Annotated in this window: 21 protein-coding genes; 4 read left to right on the forward strand and 17 right to left on the reverse strand. The window is 46.2% G+C overall.

Going from position 1 to position 18,428, the window contains the following annotated elements; all coding sequences use genetic code 11:
* Positions 1 to 16: 16 nt before the first annotated feature.
* The 6 genes from HP567_RS02420 to ychF all read right to left on the reverse strand — a co-directional run bounded on the left by HP567_RS02420 (position 17) and on the right by ychF (position 5,280).
* The gene (locus HP567_RS02420) at positions 17 to 1,954 is read right to left on the reverse strand and encodes a DHH family phosphoesterase (RefSeq protein WP_173612504.1); all 1,938 of its coding nucleotides are present in this window, start codon (positions 1,952 to 1,954) and stop codon (positions 17 to 19) included.
* A 4-nt stretch (positions 1,955 to 1,958) separates the two neighbouring features.
* Positions 1,959 to 2,867, reverse strand: a complete 909-nt coding sequence (locus HP567_RS02425) for a DUF2232 domain-containing protein (protein ID WP_173612505.1) — start codon at positions 2,865 to 2,867, stop codon at positions 1,959 to 1,961.
* A gap of 101 nt (positions 2,868 to 2,968) precedes the next feature.
* On the reverse strand, positions 2,969 to 3,199 hold the full coding sequence (gene rpsR, locus HP567_RS02430) for a 30S ribosomal protein S18 (protein WP_016739387.1): 231 nt from the start codon (positions 3,197 to 3,199) through the stop codon (positions 2,969 to 2,971).
* Between the two features lie 40 nt (positions 3,200 to 3,239).
* Positions 3,240 to 3,719, reverse strand: coding sequence for a single-stranded DNA-binding protein (locus tag HP567_RS02435; protein ID WP_047070273.1), 480 nt, complete (start codon positions 3,717 to 3,719; stop codon positions 3,240 to 3,242).
* 29 nt (positions 3,720 to 3,748) lie between these two features.
* On the reverse strand, positions 3,749 to 4,036 hold the full coding sequence (rpsF, locus tag HP567_RS02440) for a 30S ribosomal protein S6 (protein ID WP_047070274.1): 288 nt from the start codon (positions 4,034 to 4,036) through the stop codon (positions 3,749 to 3,751).
* A gap of 143 nt (positions 4,037 to 4,179) precedes the next feature.
* A complete protein-coding gene (ychF, locus tag HP567_RS02445) occupies positions 4,180 to 5,280 on the reverse strand; it encodes a redox-regulated ATPase YchF (protein ID WP_173612506.1) in 1,101 nt (366 codons plus the stop codon).
* A gap of 211 nt (positions 5,281 to 5,491) precedes the next feature.
* On the opposite strand from ychF, the gene HP567_RS02450 reads away from it, so the two are divergent.
* The gene (locus HP567_RS02450; protein WP_173612507.1) at positions 5,492 to 6,115 is read left to right on the forward strand and encodes an NAD(P)-dependent oxidoreductase; all 624 of its coding nucleotides are present in this window, start codon (positions 5,492 to 5,494) and stop codon (positions 6,113 to 6,115) included.
* A gap of 63 nt (positions 6,116 to 6,178) precedes the next feature.
* Here HP567_RS02450 and pepF read toward each other — a convergent pair whose 3' ends face one another.
* Positions 6,179 to 8,089, reverse strand: coding sequence for an oligoendopeptidase F (pepF, locus tag HP567_RS02455; protein ID WP_173612508.1), 1,911 nt, complete (start codon positions 8,087 to 8,089; stop codon positions 6,179 to 6,181).
* Between the two features lie 356 nt (positions 8,090 to 8,445).
* On the opposite strand from pepF, the gene HP567_RS02460 reads away from it, so the two are divergent.
* Positions 8,446 to 8,532: a YjcZ family sporulation protein gene (locus HP567_RS02460; protein WP_017246824.1), complete on the forward strand. Its 87-nt coding sequence runs from the start codon at positions 8,446 to 8,448 to the stop codon at positions 8,530 to 8,532.
* A gap of 224 nt (positions 8,533 to 8,756) precedes the next feature.
* Here HP567_RS02460 and HP567_RS02465 read toward each other — a convergent pair whose 3' ends face one another.
* From HP567_RS02465 to HP567_RS02480, 4 genes are all read right to left on the reverse strand, one after another.
* The gene (locus HP567_RS02465) at positions 8,757 to 9,536 is read right to left on the reverse strand and encodes an Ig-like domain-containing protein (RefSeq protein ID WP_173612509.1); all 780 of its coding nucleotides are present in this window, start codon (positions 9,534 to 9,536) and stop codon (positions 8,757 to 8,759) included.
* Between the two features lie 114 nt (positions 9,537 to 9,650).
* Complete coding sequence (locus tag HP567_RS02470; RefSeq protein ID WP_173612510.1) at positions 9,651 to 9,860, reverse strand: DUF951 domain-containing protein; 210 nt, start codon at positions 9,858 to 9,860, stop codon at positions 9,651 to 9,653.
* Between the two features lie 15 nt (positions 9,861 to 9,875).
* Positions 9,876 to 10,751: a mechanosensitive ion channel family protein gene (locus tag HP567_RS02475; protein ID WP_173612511.1), complete on the reverse strand. Its 876-nt coding sequence runs from the start codon at positions 10,749 to 10,751 to the stop codon at positions 9,876 to 9,878.
* Positions 10,748 to 11,029: a DUF3343 domain-containing protein gene (locus HP567_RS02480; RefSeq protein WP_026042915.1), complete on the reverse strand. Its 282-nt coding sequence runs from the start codon at positions 11,027 to 11,029 to the stop codon at positions 10,748 to 10,750. Before HP567_RS02480 ends, HP567_RS02475 begins: the two co-directional genes overlap by 4 nt.
* Positions 11,030 to 11,242: 213 nt before the next feature.
* Between HP567_RS02480 and yyaC the strand changes: the two genes are divergently transcribed.
* Positions 11,243 to 11,848, forward strand: coding sequence for a spore protease YyaC (gene yyaC / locus HP567_RS02485; RefSeq protein ID WP_106656921.1), 606 nt, complete (start codon positions 11,243 to 11,245; stop codon positions 11,846 to 11,848).
* A gap of 90 nt (positions 11,849 to 11,938) precedes the next feature.
* Here the strand turns inward: yyaC and HP567_RS02490 are convergent, their stop codons facing one another.
* The 5 genes from HP567_RS02490 to HP567_RS02510 all read right to left on the reverse strand — a co-directional run bounded on the left by HP567_RS02490 (position 11,939) and on the right by HP567_RS02510 (position 16,525).
* Positions 11,939 to 12,838, reverse strand: a complete 900-nt coding sequence (locus HP567_RS02490; RefSeq protein WP_173612512.1) for a diacylglycerol/lipid kinase family protein — start codon at positions 12,836 to 12,838, stop codon at positions 11,939 to 11,941.
* 167 nt (positions 12,839 to 13,005) lie between these two features.
* Positions 13,006 to 13,719: a DUF554 domain-containing protein gene (locus HP567_RS02495; RefSeq protein ID WP_173612513.1), complete on the reverse strand. Its 714-nt coding sequence runs from the start codon at positions 13,717 to 13,719 to the stop codon at positions 13,006 to 13,008.
* Positions 13,720 to 13,749: 30 nt separating this feature from the next.
* Positions 13,750 to 14,904, reverse strand: a complete 1,155-nt coding sequence (locus HP567_RS02500) for an aminotransferase class V-fold PLP-dependent enzyme (RefSeq protein ID WP_173612514.1) — start codon at positions 14,902 to 14,904, stop codon at positions 13,750 to 13,752.
* A gap of 20 nt (positions 14,905 to 14,924) precedes the next feature.
* A complete protein-coding gene (locus HP567_RS02505; RefSeq protein ID WP_173612515.1) occupies positions 14,925 to 15,770 on the reverse strand; it encodes a ParB/RepB/Spo0J family partition protein in 846 nt (281 codons plus the stop codon).
* Positions 15,767 to 16,525 (reverse strand): ParA family protein, encoded by a 759-nt coding sequence (locus HP567_RS02510; protein WP_173612523.1) that lies wholly within the window; start codon positions 16,523 to 16,525, stop codon positions 15,767 to 15,769. The genes HP567_RS02505 and HP567_RS02510 overlap by 4 nt, the downstream gene beginning before the upstream one ends.
* A 287-nt stretch (positions 16,526 to 16,812) precedes the next feature.
* Between HP567_RS02510 and HP567_RS02515 the strand changes: the two genes are divergently transcribed.
* Positions 16,813 to 16,974, forward strand: a complete 162-nt coding sequence (locus HP567_RS02515) for a hypothetical protein (protein ID WP_173612516.1) — start codon at positions 16,813 to 16,815, stop codon at positions 16,972 to 16,974.
* 57 nt (positions 16,975 to 17,031) lie between these two features.
* Here HP567_RS02515 and noc read toward each other — a convergent pair whose 3' ends face one another.
* A complete protein-coding gene (gene noc, locus HP567_RS02520) occupies positions 17,032 to 17,886 on the reverse strand; it encodes a nucleoid occlusion protein (protein WP_173612517.1) in 855 nt (284 codons plus the stop codon).
* Positions 17,887 to 18,428 lie beyond the last annotated feature (542 nt).

Here is an 18,428-nt window from a genome sequence, read left to right on the forward strand (position 1 = left end):
CCCTTTATATTTTGGCCTATACGACCGAGTCAATCGCTTCTTTCAAACGACGTGTTGCTTCTTTAATTGATATGCCTTGAATTTGTGTTGCAGCACCAGTGAGGTGACCGCCTCCACCCAGCAGTTCCATGATGGACTGAACATTGATGTCGCCCAGAGAACGTCCGCTGATCAAGATCGTATCGTCGGATCGCTCTGCAACAACAAACGAAGCCTGGATACCTGACAAAGTGAGTAGCTGCTCAGCAGCTTGCGCCACCTGTACCTGCGTGTAATCCTCGGACGGGTCGCCTATGGCAATCGCCATGTTGTCGCGGTACGTTTCCGTGTTCATGATAATTTTTGCTCGCTTCACATACTGTCCCAGATCTTCCTTCAACAGACGCTGGACGGCCGCGGTATCGGCCCCGTTACGACGAAGGAAAGATGCCGCTTCAAAGGTCCGTGAACCTGTGCGGAAGGCAAAGCTTTTGGTATCCACCACAATTCCGGCTAACAGTGCCGTTGCAATCAGATTGTCGATATTCAATCGCTCGCTCTGATATTGCAAGAGCTCCGTAACAAGCTCGGCAGTCGAAGAAGCATACGGTTCCAGATACAAGAGTACTGGCTCAATAAACTCCTCCGAACGTCGATGGTGGTCGATCACTACAATTCGGCTCGTTTCCGTCAACAGCTTCGGCTCAATCACCAGCGATGGTCGATGCGTATCGACGACTACCAGCAATGTGCGACCGGAAATGAGTCGGATCGCCTGTTCTGGCGTGATAAAGGTCTCAGCCAACTCTTCATTGGCATAAATCTCCTTCATCAGACGCTCGACAGAATGATTGCCTTCGTCCATGACAATATAAGCCGTTTTGTTGTGCAGCTGCACAGCCTTCAATACACCAAGTGATGCCCCGATCGAATCCATGTCAGGCTGTTTATGCCCCATGACGATGACGTGCTCCGCCTCATGAATGAGATCACGCAAAGCATGTGCAATAACACGAGCCCGGACACGTGTCCGCTTTTCTACCGCATTCGATTTCCCACCGTAGAAAGTGAGCTTGTTGCCAATCTTGACAGCGCACTGATCGCCACCGCGTCCCAATGCGATATCCAAGCTTGATTGCGCCATTTGTCCCAGCTCAATGTAAGTGGTAGCGGCCGCTCCAACCCCGATACTGAGCGTAATCGGAATTTTATTGTCCGCTGTCATCTCCCGTACCACATCGAGAATGTCAAATCGCGTCTCTTCCAATTTATCAAGTGCTTCCCGTTCCATCAGAGCCAAAAACTTGTCGGCCGTGATTCGGCGAAGATATATGCCATGTTTGTTGGCCCACTCTGTAATCACACCAGCCACGCTTGTAGAGAGCAGCGTACGGCTCTGATCATCCATGACTTGTCCGACCTCGTCCAAATTGTCGAGGTGAATGATGGCAAGTGCAGCCTTTTCTCGATGGTAACGAGTCGTCAATTCTTTGAAGTCCGTAATGTCCTTGAAATACAAAAGGCGCTCATCGGATCGCACAATGACCTCGTATACCCGCTCGTTATAAGTAAACTCCAGCCGTTTTTGCTCCGGCTTCCAAACCAGTTGGGGGAATACCTCTTGGAGGCTTTTCCCGATCATGGATTCATCCCCGGACATATGCGTCATATACGGGTTTACCCACTCAATTGCCTTTTCCTCGTTGTATAAAAGAATTCCGATCGGCAGTTCCTGGATAACGCCTTCTCCCGCCTTCTTCACGCGATGGGTTACCGTCGCCAAATACAGGCGCAAGTCTCGTTGGAACCCCTTTTCTGCTTGAAGAGCGTAAAGAACCAAGCCAATCAAGCAAATTATGCCGATCGCCCCGTACATCCAATGAAACAAGGTCAAAATCCCCAACAACAGCAAGCTAAAGCTGAGTGCCAGGACCATGTGCATCCCGTACCAACGCTTTAACAGGAACTTGGGCATTTCCTCAGCCCCTCTTCACTCTTGTTTCCAGTTTTTCACGCAAACGAATTCCTAGGTCAAATATCCCTACTAGACTAAGTATAGTACTTAGGGGTGGAAAAATAAATAGACAGACAATAAGCACAGGAGTCAGTCTCTTCCAGCCGTACAAATAGGCTGCAAATAGACAAAAACTCAAGCCCTGCAAGGTAAAAATAGCATCCAGCATGACTTTCAGGTTCATCAGAGCGATTTCCCAGAACGTGCCCTGCATGCTTTCGGCAAACAATAAAAGACTGATCATCGCAATGAAGTAATAATAAAGCAATGATCTCGGGAAGTTCCATTCCCGAATTGGCTTCAATGCTGGAATCGGTCTGTGCAGACGCCTTCCAATCAGACTCGCCAATCCATGAATAATGGCGCTCCATATAAAACCGCCTATGACAATCATTGTAGGTAAGACCATTTTAAACAGCTGGATGAGTTGATCATACTGCTCTTTTGGCACCATCGGCGGACGCAGCTTTGAAACCTCTTGCAAAATTACATTGAAATCAATGTTCATTCCGAATGCCATTATTCCAAGTAAGGAAGCCGCACCTAGAAAAAAAACACCCGCACCCGCCGTAATTGCTGGCAAGGCGTCCCTTTTTTTCGAGTAAACAATCCCCATTGTAGATCCCCAAGCTACACTAAAAAAAGCAAGTGTAGCTGCAACTGGCCCGGTAATGATCCAGCTTAGGAATGTAAAGGCCAAGGCGATCCAAATCATGTTAGGTACTGTTCGATTTACAGCCAAAAGAATAAACGGCAGAGGTATCAAGAAGGTGATGAACATTCCCAGTACCGTATATGTACTGAGAAACAGCAGCACCAGTGCGATACCCAGCATAAGGGCATTTTCAGCCAAGTGTTTCGTTTTGGACGGCATGTCAGCACCTCATTATTCATGTCTCATGTACACTTTCCATAGAAAACTATGGAAAAAAGAGGGCCACGCAATTGTGCCCCCCTTTTTATAGCTTTTGCAACTTATTCAGCAGTGTAAGGCAACAGTGCTACTTGACGGGATCGCTTGATTGCGATTGTCAGTGCACGTTGATACTTCGCAGAAGTACCAGTTACACGACGTGGCAAGATTTTGCCGCGCTCGCTGATGAACTTTTTCAGCAAGTCAACATCTTTATAATCGATGTGCTTGATTTTGTTCACTTTAAAGAAGCATACTTTACGACGCTTATTAGGACGTCCTTTGCGTGCCATGATAGTCCCTCCCTCTTAGGAATGTGAAAGTTATACGATACTAGAACGGCAAGTCATCATCTGAAATGTTGATCGGCTTGCCTGCACTCGCGAAAGGATCACCAAACGGATCGTAGTCATTGTTTCTTTGACCGGATGGTTTGTTACCGCCACCCATGCCAGGGCCTGGATCGTATCCTGAATTATCTCCGCCAGCTTCATTGCCTCGACCGCCCAAAAATTGAACGTTCTCCGCAACAACTTCCGTCACATATACTCTTTTACCTTCTTTATTATCGTAGGAGCGTGTTTGCATACGTCCTTCAATAGCTGCTTGTCTACCTTTACGCAAGTAGCTTGCGCACAGATCGGCAAGTTTTTGCCAAGCGACAATATTAATGAAGTCCGTTTCTCTCTCACCCGCTTGATTGGTGCGGGGACGATTCACGGCCACAGTAAAAGTAGCAACGGCAACGCCATTTGGCGTGTAGCGAAGTTCTGGATCTTTCGTCAGGTTGCCGATGAGAATGACTTTATTCATCTTGGTTCCCCCTCTGAACGCGACAATGATTACTTCTCATCACGAACAAACATAAAGCGGATTACGTCGTCATTGATTTTCATCAGACGCTCAGCTTCCGCAACAGCATCGGAGTTCGCTTTGAAGTTCATCAAAACGTAGTAACCTTCACGGAACTTGTTGATTTCGTACGCAAGACGACGTTTACCCATTTCTTGAAGCTTGGAGATTTCTCCACCATAGTTAGTTACAACTTCGCTGTAACGAGCTACATTGGATTTTACTTTCTCTTCTTCAAGGTCTGGACGCAATACATACATTACTTCGTATTGACGCATACCTTTTCACCTCCTTATGGACTTTGCGGCCCTAAACGGGCAAGGAGCGAGTGCTAAAAACGAAACGCACAATACATGCACTCCATAAATACTCGCATTATCGTATTATAGCAAAACGCCTATGCCGAATCAAGAATTTCGTACTAAACGTTGAAGCGGAAATGCATAACATCTCCATCTGCCACTACGTACTCTTTCCCTTCAAGACGGTACTTCCCGCGATCTCTGGCTGCTGCCACAGAACCAGCATCTACCAGATCATCATACGCAATCACTTCCGCTCGAATGAAGCCGCGCTCAAAATCGGTATGAATCACGCCTGCCGCTCCTGGAGCCTTTGTACCCTGACGGATGGTCCAAGCGCGTACTTCTTGTACACCCGCTGTGAAGTACGTTACCAATCCCAGCAGCTTGTAAGCAGCACGAATCAATCGGTCGAGACCAGACTCAGAAAGTCCCAATTCTTCCAAAAACATTTCTTTGTCTTCGCCCTCGAGCTCAGCAATTTCTGCTTCTACTTTCGCGCTGATAACAACCACTTCTGCGCCTTCACTCGCTGCATGCTGGCGAACTGTTTGCACATGCGGGTTGCTGTCTGCATCGTTAATGCCATCTTCCGCTACGTTGCACACATACAGCATTGGCTTGATTGTCAGCAGATGCAAATCGCGAATCCATTTGCGCTCTTCGTCATCGAGTTCTACACTGCGAGCAGATTGCCCCTCTTCAAATGCTGCTTTCAATTTCTCCAGCACGTCCAGCTCTTGTTTGGATTCCTTATCGCCGGACTTCACTTTGCGTGCAATGCGGTCAATACGACGATCAACAGAGTCCAGATCAGCAAAAATCAGCTCCAGGTTGATTGTCTCGATATCGCTCAAAGGATCGACACGACCTGCTACGTGAGTAATGTTCTCATCTTCAAAGCAACGGACAACATGGGCAATCGCGTCCACTTCACGGATGTGTCCAAGGAATTGATTGCCAAGTCCTTCGCCTCTGCTCGCGCCTTTTACCAAGCCTGCAATGTCTACGAATTCAAACGCAGTTGGAACTACCTTGTTTGGTACAACGATCTGTGTCAGCTTTTCCAGACGCGGATCTGGTACCTCTACGATCCCTACGTTCGGGTCAATCGTACAGAACGGGTAGTTAGCCGATTCAGCGCCCGCTTGTGTAATAGCATTAAACAATGTCGATTTTCCTACGTTAGGAAGACCTACAATCCCGCATGATGCACCCATCTATATACACTCCCTCATCATCATCCTGACATCCTTTTAAGTATATAGATTTGGTTTTCAGATTACAATTGTCTCCTTGTGGAAGCTTTTTTACTTGTCTCTTCCTGTGCTCATCATAGCTCCAGGTGGTGGGACAAAAAAAGAAATGCTAGACTAGACAAACAGAATCTGTTTGCTACGGTAAAATAAATGGTACGAGGTGACTACAAAAATGAAGCTCTTACTCCTTGGTGCCACTGGTCGCGTAGGAAGCCATATCCTCGACTATGCATTAAAAGATGGGCATGAAATAACCATTCTCGTTCGCTCGGCAGACAAGCTCCCTTATCTGGCTGCTGAAAATCTTCGTGTCCTGACCGGAAATGTTCTCGATCAAAAGGATGTTGCATCAGCCATGCGTGGTGTTGACGCGGTCATTAGCGCGCTCGGGACAGATAAAGCGACGACGTTATCTGAAGGAACTCCCTATATTATTGAAGCAATGAAACGTGAAGGCGTGTCACGCATTATTACAGTGGGCACCGCCGGCATATTGCAAAGCAGAGTTTCTCCTGACCTGCTCCGCTATCAATCCAGTGAGTCCAGACAAAAATTGACGCGTGCTGCCGAGGAACATCACAAGGCATTCTCGCTCTTGGAACAGTCTGAGCTCGATTGGACCATTGTTTGCCCGACTTATTTGCCAGATGGCGAGTATACAGGCACTTACCGGGTCGAGGCTCACCAGCTGCCTGTAGATGGGATGCAAATTTCCGTGCCGGATACGGCGGAGTTTACGTATCAGCAGCTTTCTACTTCCGAGTACGTGCGAGCGAGAGTCGGCATTGCCTACTGATACATACAAAAAACAGGCTCCTATCCGTAATGGAAGGGAGCCTGTTTTGCTTCTATTGCTTCTTTACTTCTCGTTTACCAGCTTTTCCAGCTCATTCAATGTCTCTTCAAAGATTTCCATCGCTTGCTCGATTGGCTGGGACGTGGACATGTCCACCCCTGCTGCTTTCAGCACCTCGATAGGCGGAGCAGAGTTACCCGCTTCGAGGAAGTTTTTGCGAACTCGATCCACTGCTGGCTGACCTTCATCCATGATTTGCTTCGCTAATGCTTGTGCAGCGGCAAAGCTCGTCGAGTATTGATAGACGTAGTATTTATAGTTGTAGAAATGGCTCACACGCGCCCATTCCATACCGATTTCTTCATCGGAAACCATGTCTTTTCCGTAGTACTTTTTGTTGATGTCGAGGTAGATCTTCTTGATCGCTTCCGCATTCAAAGATTCCCCGGCTTGTTCCTTCTCGTGAATCGCTCTCTCAAACTCCGCAAACTGCGTCTGACGGAACAGCGTAGAACGGAAGTTTTCCAGATAGTGATTCAAGAGATACATCTTCTCTTCCTTCGTCTTCGCCTTCGCGTACATGCTCTTGAACAGCAGAGTTTCATTCATGGTCGAAGCCACTTCTGCCGTAAAGATTGGGTAGTTGGACGAAATGTACGGCTGGTTTTTGTTCGTGTAATAGGACTGCATCGCATGTCCCATCTCATGGGCGATCGTATACACATCGTCGAGCGTACCTTGGTGGTTCAACAGTACGTATGGATGTGTGTCATAAGCACCCCATTGGTAAGCACCCGTGCGCTTGTCATCAGTGGAATAGACATCTACCCAGCCTCCATCGAGACCTTCAGACATTGCCTTGACATAGTCGTCACCCATTACCTGCAAACCATCAACGACAATTTTCTTTCCTTCGTCGAAGGAAATATATTTGTCATCAGATGGAACGATCGGCACGTAAATGTCGTACATGTGCAATTCCTTCACGCCAAGCATTTTCTTTTTCAAGGAAATGTAGCGATGCAGCAATGGCAGATTGTCATTTACCGTGTCAATCAGCTCATCATACACCTTCGTGGGTACGTTGTTCGGTGTCAGGCTTGCCTCCAGCGCAGAATCGTAATTGCGTACCGCTGCGTAAAAATTATCTCCTTTTACTTTGGCAGCCAATGTTGATGCAAACGAGTCTTGGAAATCGATCAGAGCCCCATAATACGCTTTGAACGCTTCTCTGCGCACATTTTGATCCTTGCTTTCCATATAGGAAATGAAATTGGCACGAGTCAACTGAACTTCCTTGCCTGTCTCATCTTTGATTTTAGGGAACCTCACGTCTTTGGACAGCATGCTGTAAATATTAGTAGGCGCACCGCCCAATGGCGATGATTTCGCCAAGAGCTGCTCCATATCCGCAGAGAGTGAGTACGGCTTGGTTCTTAACATGTCTTCGATAAACAGCTTGTAAGGCTCAAGCTCCTTTTCTGACAGTAAGCTCTTTATTTTGTCATCGGGAATCGCAACGATTTCAGGCTGTACCCATGAAGTTTTTTCTGTGACAAGCGTGTACATTTTCTCAGCGCGGTCTCCCAGCTTTTGCAGATCAGGATTCGCGGAGTTTACATCGAGAGACATGTTTGCATACACGTATGCTTTGTCATTTAAGCGCATCAATTCAACATAGTCATCGAATGCCGCTTGCATCGTAGCAGAAGATGTACCCAGCTTGCCTTGGTGCTCCGTGAAAGCGTTTGCTAAAGATTCAACCTTAGCAACATCCTTTTCCCATTCCTTAACAGTCGGATAAATATGATCCAGCTTCCACTTGTACGCATCTGGGATCTCAGTGCGAGTTTGATAAGAAGGCTTCTCAGCAGCAAGAGCTACCGCCTGCGTGCTGTAAGGAATGAATGGTACGGATACTGTCGACAATGCAATGGCCAAAGCCGTAACTGATGCAAATACTTGCTTCTTCAAATCTCAATCGCCCCTTTTCTTCTATCTATTTTTGCCAAATTATAAGTGTGTAATTATATTTTCACCTGCCAAATTCCTTCTTACTAATAAAAATTTTTCAAATATTCAATAACAACCGTCAATTTATCCAGAGAAAATTCACTTTTGTGGATAAGTCTGTGGATAAATATTTACTAACAACTTTTTATCCCCCTCAGCATTTGCAGACACTCCTTTTTTCCGCAAAAAGTTGTCCACATTTTCTGTGGATATGCTGTGAATAACTTATTTTCCTTGGAACTGGGGCATCCGCCTATACCTCGTTGTGGGTTCCTACATAGCATGAGTATTGAAACTACGGTAGGAGGTGTTAGCAAGTGGGTATCTTTAACGGCTTCGACGATTTCGCGCTGATCTTGGTTCTGTTCATCCTTCTCGTTATCGTAGGTTGCGACTGCGACTAACCTACTCCGCTGCCATCCAGCCTATCTGAAGGTAAGCTTGCATCCTCAGCAGCCTTACCTTCTCCAATTCCACATAGATCATAGCCAAGGCAATGCAGCCTAGGGATAATGATCAGTCATAACCTACGTACTATCACCGGGAGATACATTTGATCGTACAAAAGGAAAAAGGATGCGCCTCTATTGGCTGCATCCTTTTTTTTATCCACATGCTTGATCCAGGACTATTTCGACCCGGTCTGAAAAGTTATCCACTGCGCTTGATTTACATTACCTGCTGTGTCCTTTACCAAACCGGCGATAAGACTTACCTGATATCTCGTATGTGGCTGCCATTTTCCTTTTGGCCTCACAGACAACATCCGCTTGCTTTTGTTCCACGTAATGGTATGCGGAACAATAATCCCTTTTTCATCTGTCACACGAACTAATGGCCCGGCCGTTTTGCTGGATAGGACTCCACCACTAACCAAAGCAATCTCTTCTGCAAACTGGAGTGTCACTTTATCCTGAAGCGATACATTTTTAGCCCCGTGTCCGGGCAACATGACTGCTTGCGGAGCGATACTATCCACAGGTTTTCTCGTTTGAAACGTGCTGGCCAGCTCTGGATTCAAATTGCCTCGCTGATCCTTCAATTTTTTGGCCAGAAGGCTTACTCGATAAGACGCCCCTGCTTCCAGATTGCCTACCGGATCAATCATCATGCTTCGATCTGTTTTGTTCCATTTCGCCGTAAAACGAACCTTCTTTTTTTTCGCATCCGTGAGCGAAATGATCGAGAGACCAGACTTGTCGGTGAGCTCTTGCCCATTTTTTAACGAAACCGGTCCCGAAAACGTCAGTGTAATGATTTGATCCGGGTTAATTTCCGCCGATTTGTCAGCTGGGGATATTTTCAATCCCCATTCGTTTGCCGACTTTGCCCACACTCCCTGTGATGGAACCAGGAAAAGCGCAAGCACTACTACCCATTGCAACCACCGAACACTCATCTTTTTCATCGAACCCCTCCCGTCTAAAACGATGAAGCCGCTCCCTGAAGAATATAAGCGCGTCGATTCATCGTTTACAGGCATTGTAGAAAAAGACAGATGGGTTGATCAAAGAAATATGGTCTATGATTGCGGTTCTTCCTCCGCGCGAATCAGTATCTTTTTCAGCTTGCGTTCAAATTCTAGTCGTCCAATCATTACACTATGATCGCAACCCGTACATTTGATTCGCACATCCATGCCCATGCGTATGACTTTCCACGCATTCGTGCCACATGGATGCGGCTTTTTCATCTGTACGACATCCCCCAGTCCAAATTGCTTGCGTTCCATTTCTCTTTCTCCTCTCTACACTGTTCCCTTTCCAGACACCGCGACGATTTTTGGATACGGAATTTGAATCCCTCGGTTGGTTAATTCCGTTCTGATCTTCGCACGTAAATTTCGATTGACTCCGTGATGGGTGTTCGGCTTGCACTCAGCCGTAACACGGATGATGACTTCGGAAGGTCCCAGTGCATGTACCCCTAAAATCTGTGGCTCAGCTACGATATCCGTCAATTCTGTTTGAGCCGATGCCAATACTTCTTTGAGCACAGACTCCACTTGGTTCAGATCCTCTTCATACGCTACAGATACGTCGACAACCGCTAACGTATTTTGCAAAGAAAAGTTGGTCACTTGATTAATCGTGCCGTTTGGAAAGATGTGTACCTCCCCCGTCCAGCTTCGCACCTTTGTAATGCGCAGACCAATCTCCTGCACCGTTCCTGTCAAATTGTTGATCGTTACGACGTCTCCGACAGCAAATTGATCCTCAAAAATAATGAAGAATCCAGTAATGATATCACGCACGAGACTTTGCGCCCCGAAACCGACTGCCAATCCCAGTACCCCTGCGCTTACCAAAACAGGGCGCAAATCAATGCCCAACAGCTGCAAGATCATGAGAATCGCCAAAAAGTAAATGCCGTACTGAACGATATTGTTGACGAGCACCCGCATCGTGTCCACCCGGCGTTGATCCATTTGTATCTTGCTTCCGTGGCGGTGCTGGAACACTTTATTTACTCCTGATTGCACAACGGAAACGACGATTCGCGATAACAGGATGATCGCGGCTATTTTCAGTACAGCCATCCCTATATTTACCCACATATCCGCATCTGTCACATACGCATATACCTGAGCATAAATTCTTTCAAAGAAACTAGCTTGATTCATTCCTCCCGCTCCTTCTGCTCCCCGTTTTCGTCGACCTCGCTATACTGGCCAAAAAACTGACGGAAGTATCCTCGTATTACCACTTGTTGTTCCATCATGATCGCTTTCGCTCGTGAGTAATCCGACAGTGGGAACTCAATGGAAAGGGCACAGCCTGCCGTTATTTCTTTTGGCGTTGGTCTTGTATCAATTTCAATATCTTCGTACTCCAGCAGCATTTCTGCCCGCAAGGCTTGTTGCGTGGAATCAAACGCGATCAGCACTGTCTCTCCTCCCATTTCACTCCCCCTTATCTCTTTCACGCAAACTGCCATAGGCTCCTCTTATTTTACCTGTTCGTTTTCATGCATGCCAGCCTGCTGAGTTTTCAAAACCTACGTAACTTTCCCATTAGCAGGTATAAAAATGTCATATCGGTACGATACTGTGAATACTTTTATATAACCTTTTACAGGTTGGTTTAAGCCAAGTCGGCAAGAGTGGGGGTTTCCATGAGTACATCTGATAATCGCAAGGATTATTCTTTGCCACCTTTTAAAGTGGAATACCGCAGTGAAAACGCAGACGAGCATCTCGCCGGTCACCTTGCCCAGCGCTTTCGCTTAAATCGGTTCGATGACGACCTTGTCATTGTATGTATTGGGACAGACCGTTCTACTGGTGATGCTCTAGGCCCATTAGTAGGAACCAAGCTCATCGCACAGTCACCTCGTTTTTTGCAAGTGTACGGAACGCTTGAGGACCCTGTACACGCCATGAATCTTAAGGAAAAATTAGAGCTCATCCACACGAATCATCCGACAGCTACACTTATTGCGGTCGATGCCTGTTTAGGTCAATTTAGCCACGTCGGAAACATCAATGTGATTAATGGTCCACTAAAACCAGGGGCTGGTGTAAAAAAAGAGCTTCCTCCTGTTGGTTCCTTCCACATTACGGGGATTGTAAACGTAGGAGGATTCATGGAGTATTTTGTCCTTCAAAATACCCGGCTCTCCATCGTCATGAACATGGCAGATATCATAGCTTCCGGACTGGCCAAAGCCGTAACACTGGCTTCTACGCCTAGTCGATTCGATAGTGTCTTATATGATTGACCGTTTCTTTCTGCAAAAGGTTCCACCCCTCTTTAGAAAACTTGCTTTTTGATCTGTTCTCTCCCTCAACGGATGACAGGTCTATTTTTTTTATACATAAATCGTCAGGTACTTTTCGATTACTTGGGCGCTGATCGGCGTTGGCGCTACACTTTCTCCATCTGCATGGACAGGCAGCTGTCCCGCTGCTTGTATCGTTATCTGCTTGCCCCTATAAAACCGGACAGCCGGATGATGACGATGAGCTCCTGTGAATATTTTCGGAAAAGCAGCTAACAATCCGAGTCGGCTCACACCACTTACTACGCAAATGTCTGCGATGCCATCGTCCGGTATAGCATCGGGACAAATCAGCATTCCTCCTCCGTAATTCGGAATATTGGCAGCGACAACTAGCCAGACAGCCTCTAAACCAGCCTCATGACCATCAACGTTCAGTACGATGTCACATGGCTGATACGTACATACGACGCGAATCACCGATATAATGTAGGCGAGTGCTCCGAGCTTATACCGATTTAGCCAAGCTTTGTACACAGCTTGATCTGTTATCTTTGCTACCTGTGCATCGAATCCAGCCCCGATTGAATTCACAGCTACTTCTCCATTCAATAAAAGCAGATCGATTCGCTTTTCCCCTTTTTCCGACAGAATTCGCTCTAATGCCTGTAACGGTTTCATCGGAATTCCATGTCCGCGAGCGAAATCATTCCCGGAACCAGCCGGCACCAATCCAAATCGACAATCTTGTTTCGATTCGTATATCCCGTTTATCACGCCTCGGACAGTACCATCCCCTCCGACAGCAATGATTTTATTTACTCCCTCTTTTTCAATCAGCTCTTTTGATAATTTTTCGGCGTCCCCCTCTCCTGATGTCAACCTGACATGAAAAGGCGCTCCCAGACGTCGTAGCGTCGCCTCAATTTGCCTCCATACTTTCAACCCTGTGCCATTACCTGATACAGGATTGACGATAACACCCAACATACCATTCTCTCCCCAAACATGCTGTCGTACTGTATTGTCCCGTCCCGCTTATCCATCCTTGCTCGCAAATCGAGTTTTTGTATCATATTATCGCATGCTATTTTTATCGATGATAGTTGATTTTTCATAAAAAAAGACTCCTCCCGAAGGAAGAGCCTCTCTGCGGACTATGAAAACAGCTTTGAAATCCAATCGATAAAGGGAACTCCGACTGCTGCGATCACTAATGCTGGCATCATGTTGGCTACTCTTAACTGTTTGATCTCCAAAACGTTTAATCCAATGGCAATAATCATCAAGCCACCTACCGCCGTTACTTCTACCAGGATCGCATTCAGCATCGTTTCGCTCACCACACTGTAAATGCTCGTAGATAATAGCGCGATCATGCCTTGATATAAAAACACGGGCACTGCCGAAAAGATGACACCGATTCCTAGCGTTGATGCGAAAATGATCGCAGAGAATCCGTCTAGCATTGCTTTCATAAACAGTACTTCGTGGTTGTTACGCAAACCACTGTCCAATGAACCTAGTACAGCCATGGCTCCAATACAGTACACCAGCGTCCCCGTGATAAAGCCAGTGGCGATACTGCCTTGGCTCCCCCCAACTTTCCTTTCCAGCCAGTGACCCAGATTGTTTAAGCCTTTTTCAATCCCAATCCATTCACCTATTACTGTTCCTAGCACAATACTGATAATCACGAGTAAAAAATTATCCGAACCCAGGCACATTTTAATGCCCAACACGAATACGGCCAGAGCAATTCCTTGCATGACGGTTTGTCGCATCGACTCCGGAATTCGCTTCAACATTCTGCCTAACAATGCCCCTAAGATGATTGCTCCGGCGTTGACCAATGTTCCCAGCAAGATCACTTGCGCTGTCCCCCTACAGATGCCTTACCCTTACACAAACGCTGCTGCTATTTCCCGAACAGCGTTATGAAGCGCTTCTACATCTTTCTCTGAGTTAAAAATTCCAAAGCTGGCTCGAACCGCTCCACGTTGCTCGGTACCGGCAGTCTGGTGACCCAGTGGCGTGCAATGAAAACCCGATCTCGTCGCAATCCCGTATTGTTGATCCAGGATAAACGACACCTCTGCTGCATCCACCTCTCCGATATTAAAAGCAACCACACCTACACGTTCGATCTCAATCCCCGGTCCGTAGACATGTACACCGTCGATTGTCTGCAATCCAAGGATCGTTTGCTTCACCAATCCCCATTCGTGCTGACGAATGTTGTCCACACCTTTTTCCAAGACAAAATCAACACCTGCTTGCAGCCCTGCCAAACCAACCGTATTGAGTGTCCCGCTTTCGTATCGGTCTGGACGAGTTGTCGGTTGATCAATCGCTTCAGACTGACTGCCTGTCCCCCCATGAATCAAAGGTTCGAGATCAATGTCACTCCTCACGTACAAACCACCTGTACCTTGTGGACCATACAGCCCTTTGTGCCCAGGAAAAGCAAGCATATCAATATTCATTGCCTCTACATCGATAGGCAAAACACCAGCAGACTGAGAAGCATCCACCAAAAACGTAATTCCGTGCTCTTTTGCCAGTTTCCCCAGTTCTGCTACAGGCAGGATAACACCCGTCAGATTGGAGGCATGACTCACAACGATTAATCGTGTTGCGGGTGTAATTGCCTTGGCAAAATCCTCTACATAGAATTGATGGTCTTCTCTCGGCTCGACAAAAGTAGCTGCTACTTGGTTGTTTTTGCGCATGTACTCAATGGGACGTCTTACCGAATTATGCTCGACAGACGAAGAAACAACATGATCGCCTGCTTGTAAGAAGCCTTTTATCGCTTGATTAAGCGCTTGAGTGGCATTGAGATAAAAAAAGAGGTTATTCGGGTTTTGAATCCCAAACAACCGTGACACTTGCACTCGTGTCCGAAACACAGCTTTACTCGCTTTCATCGCCAGTGCATGTCCACCTCGGCCAGGATTTGCAGCAAAATCCTCGATGACCTCGGCCATCATTTCTTTGACTGCTGGTGGCTTCGGCCATGTAGAAGCTGCGTTATCCAAATAGATGATCGCCATGACTACCTTACCTCCTGGACTTACTTCTCTATATTCAGCATTTCGATGATTCGCTCCAAGTCTTCCTGTGAATAGAAGTCGATTTCGATCTTGCCGCGCTTTGTTCCTTTTTTAATCTTGACCGATGTTCCAAAACGACTGCGTAGTCGTTCCTCCATCTCGATCAATACTGGCTCGTTTTTCGCTGGCTTTTTCTTTTTTGTTTCACGTGAAACATTGAGCTGCTTCACAAGCTCTTCCAGCTGACGAACACTCAATCCTTTTTCCACCACGTCATTTGCAAGCTGTTGTTGTACTTTCTTATCCGTTACCCCAAGCAAAGCACGCGAATGTCCCATGGATAGTTCGGCTGCCGAAACCATTTTTCGGATCTTCTCTGGCAGTTGCAGCAAACGAAGCATGTTGGCTACATGCGGTCGACTCTTCCCAATCTTTTGCGCAAGCTGTTCTTGTGTATAATCATGGTGGGAAATCAGCTTGTCATAAGCCTCTGCCTCTTCGAGTGGATTCAGATTTTCCCGCTGCAAGTTCTCAATCAGGGCAATCTCCATTAATTGCTGATCTGTGTACGCCTTTACTACTACCGGAACCTCTTTTAACCCCGCTACCTTTGCAGCACGCAGTCGTCTTTCCCCAGCTACTAGCTCGTAACCTTTGATACTTTTCCGAACAATCAGCGGTTGGATGATTCCATGCTCTTTGATCGACTGTGCCAGTTCCTCGATAGCTGATTGCTCGAATTCTTTGCGGGGCTGATAAGGGTTAGGACGAATCTCATTGATGGAAACCTCTTTTACCTGTTCCCCTTCTTCGATGAGATTGGAAGTAATAAGTGCATTCAGCCCTTTTCCCAATCCTCTACTCATACCCCTACCACTTCCTTCGCCAAATCAGTATAGACTTCCGCTCCTCGTGAGCGTGGATCGTACGTAATGATGGCTTGTCCGTGTGACGGTGCTTCACTCAAGCGTACATTTCGAGGAATAATTGTCTTGTATACTTTGTCCTGAAAATACTTTTTCACTTCTTCAATCACTTGCAGACCGAGATTCGTACGTGCATCGAGCATCGTCAGCACAACACCTTCGATAGCAAGCTGTGAATTCAAATGTTTTTGGACCAAACGAATGGTGTTCAACAGTTGGCTTAAGCCCTCAAGCGCATAGTATTCACATTGGATTGGAATTAAGACCGAATCAGATGCTGTCAAAGAATTAACGGTCAAAATCCCCAAGGATGGCGGGCAATCGATAATGACGTAATCGTACTTGTCTTTGACTACTTCCAGTGCCTTTTTCAGACGAACCTCACGAGAAATCGTAGGAACCAGCTCGATTTCCGCACCTGCCAATTGAATGGTGGCAGGGATGATCATTAATCCGTCAATTTCAGTCGGCAAAGTCGCATCGACGGGGTTGATATCATTGATCAGGACATCATAAATGCAGTACTTTACATCTGCCTTATTTACCCCGATCCCACTGGTGGCATTTCCTTGCGGATCAATATCAACCAGCAGCACCTTTTTCCCCAATGCGGCCAAACAAGCACTTAGATTGACGGACGTAGTCGTTTTCCCGACGCCGCCTTTCTGGTTCGCAACCGCAATGATTTTTCCCAACTTCTCCACCTCTTTTTTGTCGTGTAGGAAAGCTTGTGGCTTGACCAGTACACTCTCCAATACGTCTTTCAAAGTCATCTTCTGTATCCTCATCTAGTTAGTCATTCGAGTCTATTTACGATTTGCTCGTATTCTAGTAAAACGATAATCTTTTTTACAATTTTCTTCGTTCGTTGCCATTCAGTTACCTTTACATGGCCTGTACACAATAAGACGAAAAAAGCCTCTGAAAGTTATCCTCATTGATTATCGAGCAAACCAGCAGTATGCACAGGTTGGTACTCTCCATGTTATCAGATTTGCAGCTTGGTCGTACGCTGTTTTTTTTAGATAGTGAGACAAAAAAGCCTGATTTTTGTCCCAAAAATGCAGATTTCCCTAGCTTTTTTATGAAAAATGCTTATTTCTGGAAATTTGATCGTGCAGAAAGCATCATTTTCTATAAATAATCAGCATTTGCCCAAAAAGAAAGGCGACAATGTCGCCTTTTTGGTTACCATCTACATTTATTTCCCTGTTTCCTTGTTTTTCGGAATACGAATGGTGAATTGATAGAATTCATCATGGTCTTCTTCCGCTGTCTCTACAGGCAGGCCCGTCTGGATCACCATATCGATCGATTGCCGAACGGTATTAATCGCAATTCGCGTATCCCTTGAGAATGCTTTCCAGCGAGGCTTCGCATCTTTTTCCGATTTTGGGTTCTCAGCCAATTCTAGCAGCTGCTTCACACGTACTTCCGTCTGTTTCACATTCCATTCCCGCTCCAAAATCTCCAGCAGGACTTTATTTTGTAATTCTGGATCTTTTAACGGTATCAGAGCCCTTGCATGACGCTCTGTAACTTGTCTGGACAACAAGGCATCTTGAATTTCTTGCGGTAAATGGAGCAAGCGCAGTTTGTTTGCGATTGTCGATTGTCCTTTGCCCAAACGCTGAGCAAGACTCTCTTGCGTCAAATTGTGCAAATCAATCAGCTTTTGATATGCGACTGCCTCTTCAATGGCTGTCAAACCTTCTCGTTGCAAATTCTCAATTAATGCGATAGAGGCTGTTTGCGAGTCATTAAACTCTTTGACAATCGCAGGAATCCTCTCCATGCCCAATTTTCTAGTTGCGCGCAAACGTCGTTCCCCGGCAATCAATTCATAACGACCATCGCGAACCCGCACGACAATCGGTTGAATGAGCCCATGAGTTCGTATCGTTTGACACAACTCATCAATTTTCTCGTCATCAAATACAGTTCGAGGCTGATATGGATTCGGTACGATCTCCTCAACTGGTATTTGTTTGATTTCTTCGTTCTCTGTCTTGTCAGTCAAGCCAAAAATCCGAGAAAATGAATCTTTAACTGCCATAGAAAAATCCCCCACTTCTACCCGTTCCATCCGTGCTATTTTTAAGTCTTTGAAGAGGTGTTCAAAAAGTCATTTTTGATCACGAAGAAATCCTGAAAAATTGCGCAACAACGAAACAAGCGTTACCTTCGAAATCCAGGTGCTCATGTAGCTCCCCTACATTCCGCTCCTCCTTCTTCAGCTTCTCGCCGCCTTGTTGGTGCTGATAAGACAACTTTTTGAATACGTCCTTGAAACTGAAAAAGGTCCTGTCCAATCAACGACAGAATCTCCCTCGAAACATTTTGTATTCCTCGCCCATCCATTGTCCGGATATGACAGATTGAATATGTTCTTTGATTGTTGCTGCTAAGGAAAAATGGCATATTAGCGTCGTAAGTGAGTCCAGTCCTACTCTTTTAACATAGGTCCTCCTCTTACATCGTTAGAGACAGCATGCAGCTACTTTTAAAAAAGCTTCACAAGCCCTATAGTACATACTGATTAACAGACTCTTCTTGCCCATCCGGTCGGTTTGTAAAATTGCCTTTGACCTAATCTTC

The sequence above is a fragment of the Brevibacillus sp. M2.1A genome, assembly GCF_013284355.2.
GTDB lineage: Bacteria > Bacillota > Bacilli > Brevibacillales > Brevibacillaceae > Brevibacillus.

Bases quoted from the DNA above. Each gene is read 5' to 3' on its own strand.
- HP567_RS02420 (WP_173612504.1), bottom strand. From the start codon at position 1,954: ATGCCCAAGTTCCTGTTAAAGCGTTGGTACGGGATGCACATGGTCCTG.
- HP567_RS02425 (WP_173612505.1), bottom strand. From the start codon at position 2,867: ATGCCGTCCAAAACGAAACACTTGGCTGAAAATGCCCTTATGCTGGGT.
- rpsR (WP_016739387.1), bottom strand. From the start codon at position 3,199: ATGGCACGCAAAGGACGTCCTAATAAGCGTCGTAAAGTATGCTTCTTT.
- HP567_RS02435 (WP_047070273.1), bottom strand. From the start codon at position 3,719: ATGAATAAAGTCATTCTCATCGGCAACCTGACGAAAGATCCAGAACTT.
- rpsF (WP_047070274.1), bottom strand. From the start codon at position 4,036: ATGCGTCAATACGAAGTAATGTATGTATTGCGTCCAGACCTTGAAGAA.
- ychF (WP_173612506.1), bottom strand. From the start codon at position 5,280: ATGGGTGCATCATGCGGGATTGTAGGTCTTCCTAACGTAGGAAAATCG.
- HP567_RS02450 (WP_173612507.1), top strand. From the start codon at position 5,492: ATGAAGCTCTTACTCCTTGGTGCCACTGGTCGCGTAGGAAGCCATATC.
- HP567_RS02465 (WP_173612509.1), bottom strand. From the start codon at position 9,536: ATGAAAAAGATGAGTGTTCGGTGGTTGCAATGGGTAGTAGTGCTTGCG.
- HP567_RS02470 (WP_173612510.1), bottom strand. From the start codon at position 9,860: ATGGAACGCAAGCAATTTGGACTGGGGGATGTCGTACAGATGAAAAAG.
- HP567_RS02475 (WP_173612511.1), bottom strand. From the start codon at position 10,751: ATGAATCAAGCTAGTTTCTTTGAAAGAATTTATGCTCAGGTATATGCG.
- HP567_RS02480 (WP_026042915.1), bottom strand. From the start codon at position 11,029: ATGGGAGGAGAGACAGTGCTGATCGCGTTTGATTCCACGCAACAAGCC.
- yyaC (WP_106656921.1), top strand. From the start codon at position 11,243: ATGAGTACATCTGATAATCGCAAGGATTATTCTTTGCCACCTTTTAAA.
- HP567_RS02490 (WP_173612512.1), bottom strand. From the start codon at position 12,838: ATGTTGGGTGTTATCGTCAATCCTGTATCAGGTAATGGCACAGGGTTG.
- HP567_RS02500 (WP_173612514.1), bottom strand. From the start codon at position 14,904: ATGGCGATCATCTATTTGGATAACGCAGCTTCTACATGGCCGAAGCCA.
- HP567_RS02505 (WP_173612515.1), bottom strand. From the start codon at position 15,770: ATGAGTAGAGGATTGGGAAAAGGGCTGAATGCACTTATTACTTCCAAT.
- HP567_RS02515 (WP_173612516.1), top strand. From the start codon at position 16,813: ATGTTATCAGATTTGCAGCTTGGTCGTACGCTGTTTTTTTTAGATAGT.
- noc (WP_173612517.1), bottom strand. From the start codon at position 17,886: ATGGCAGTTAAAGATTCATTTTCTCGGATTTTTGGCTTGACTGACAAG.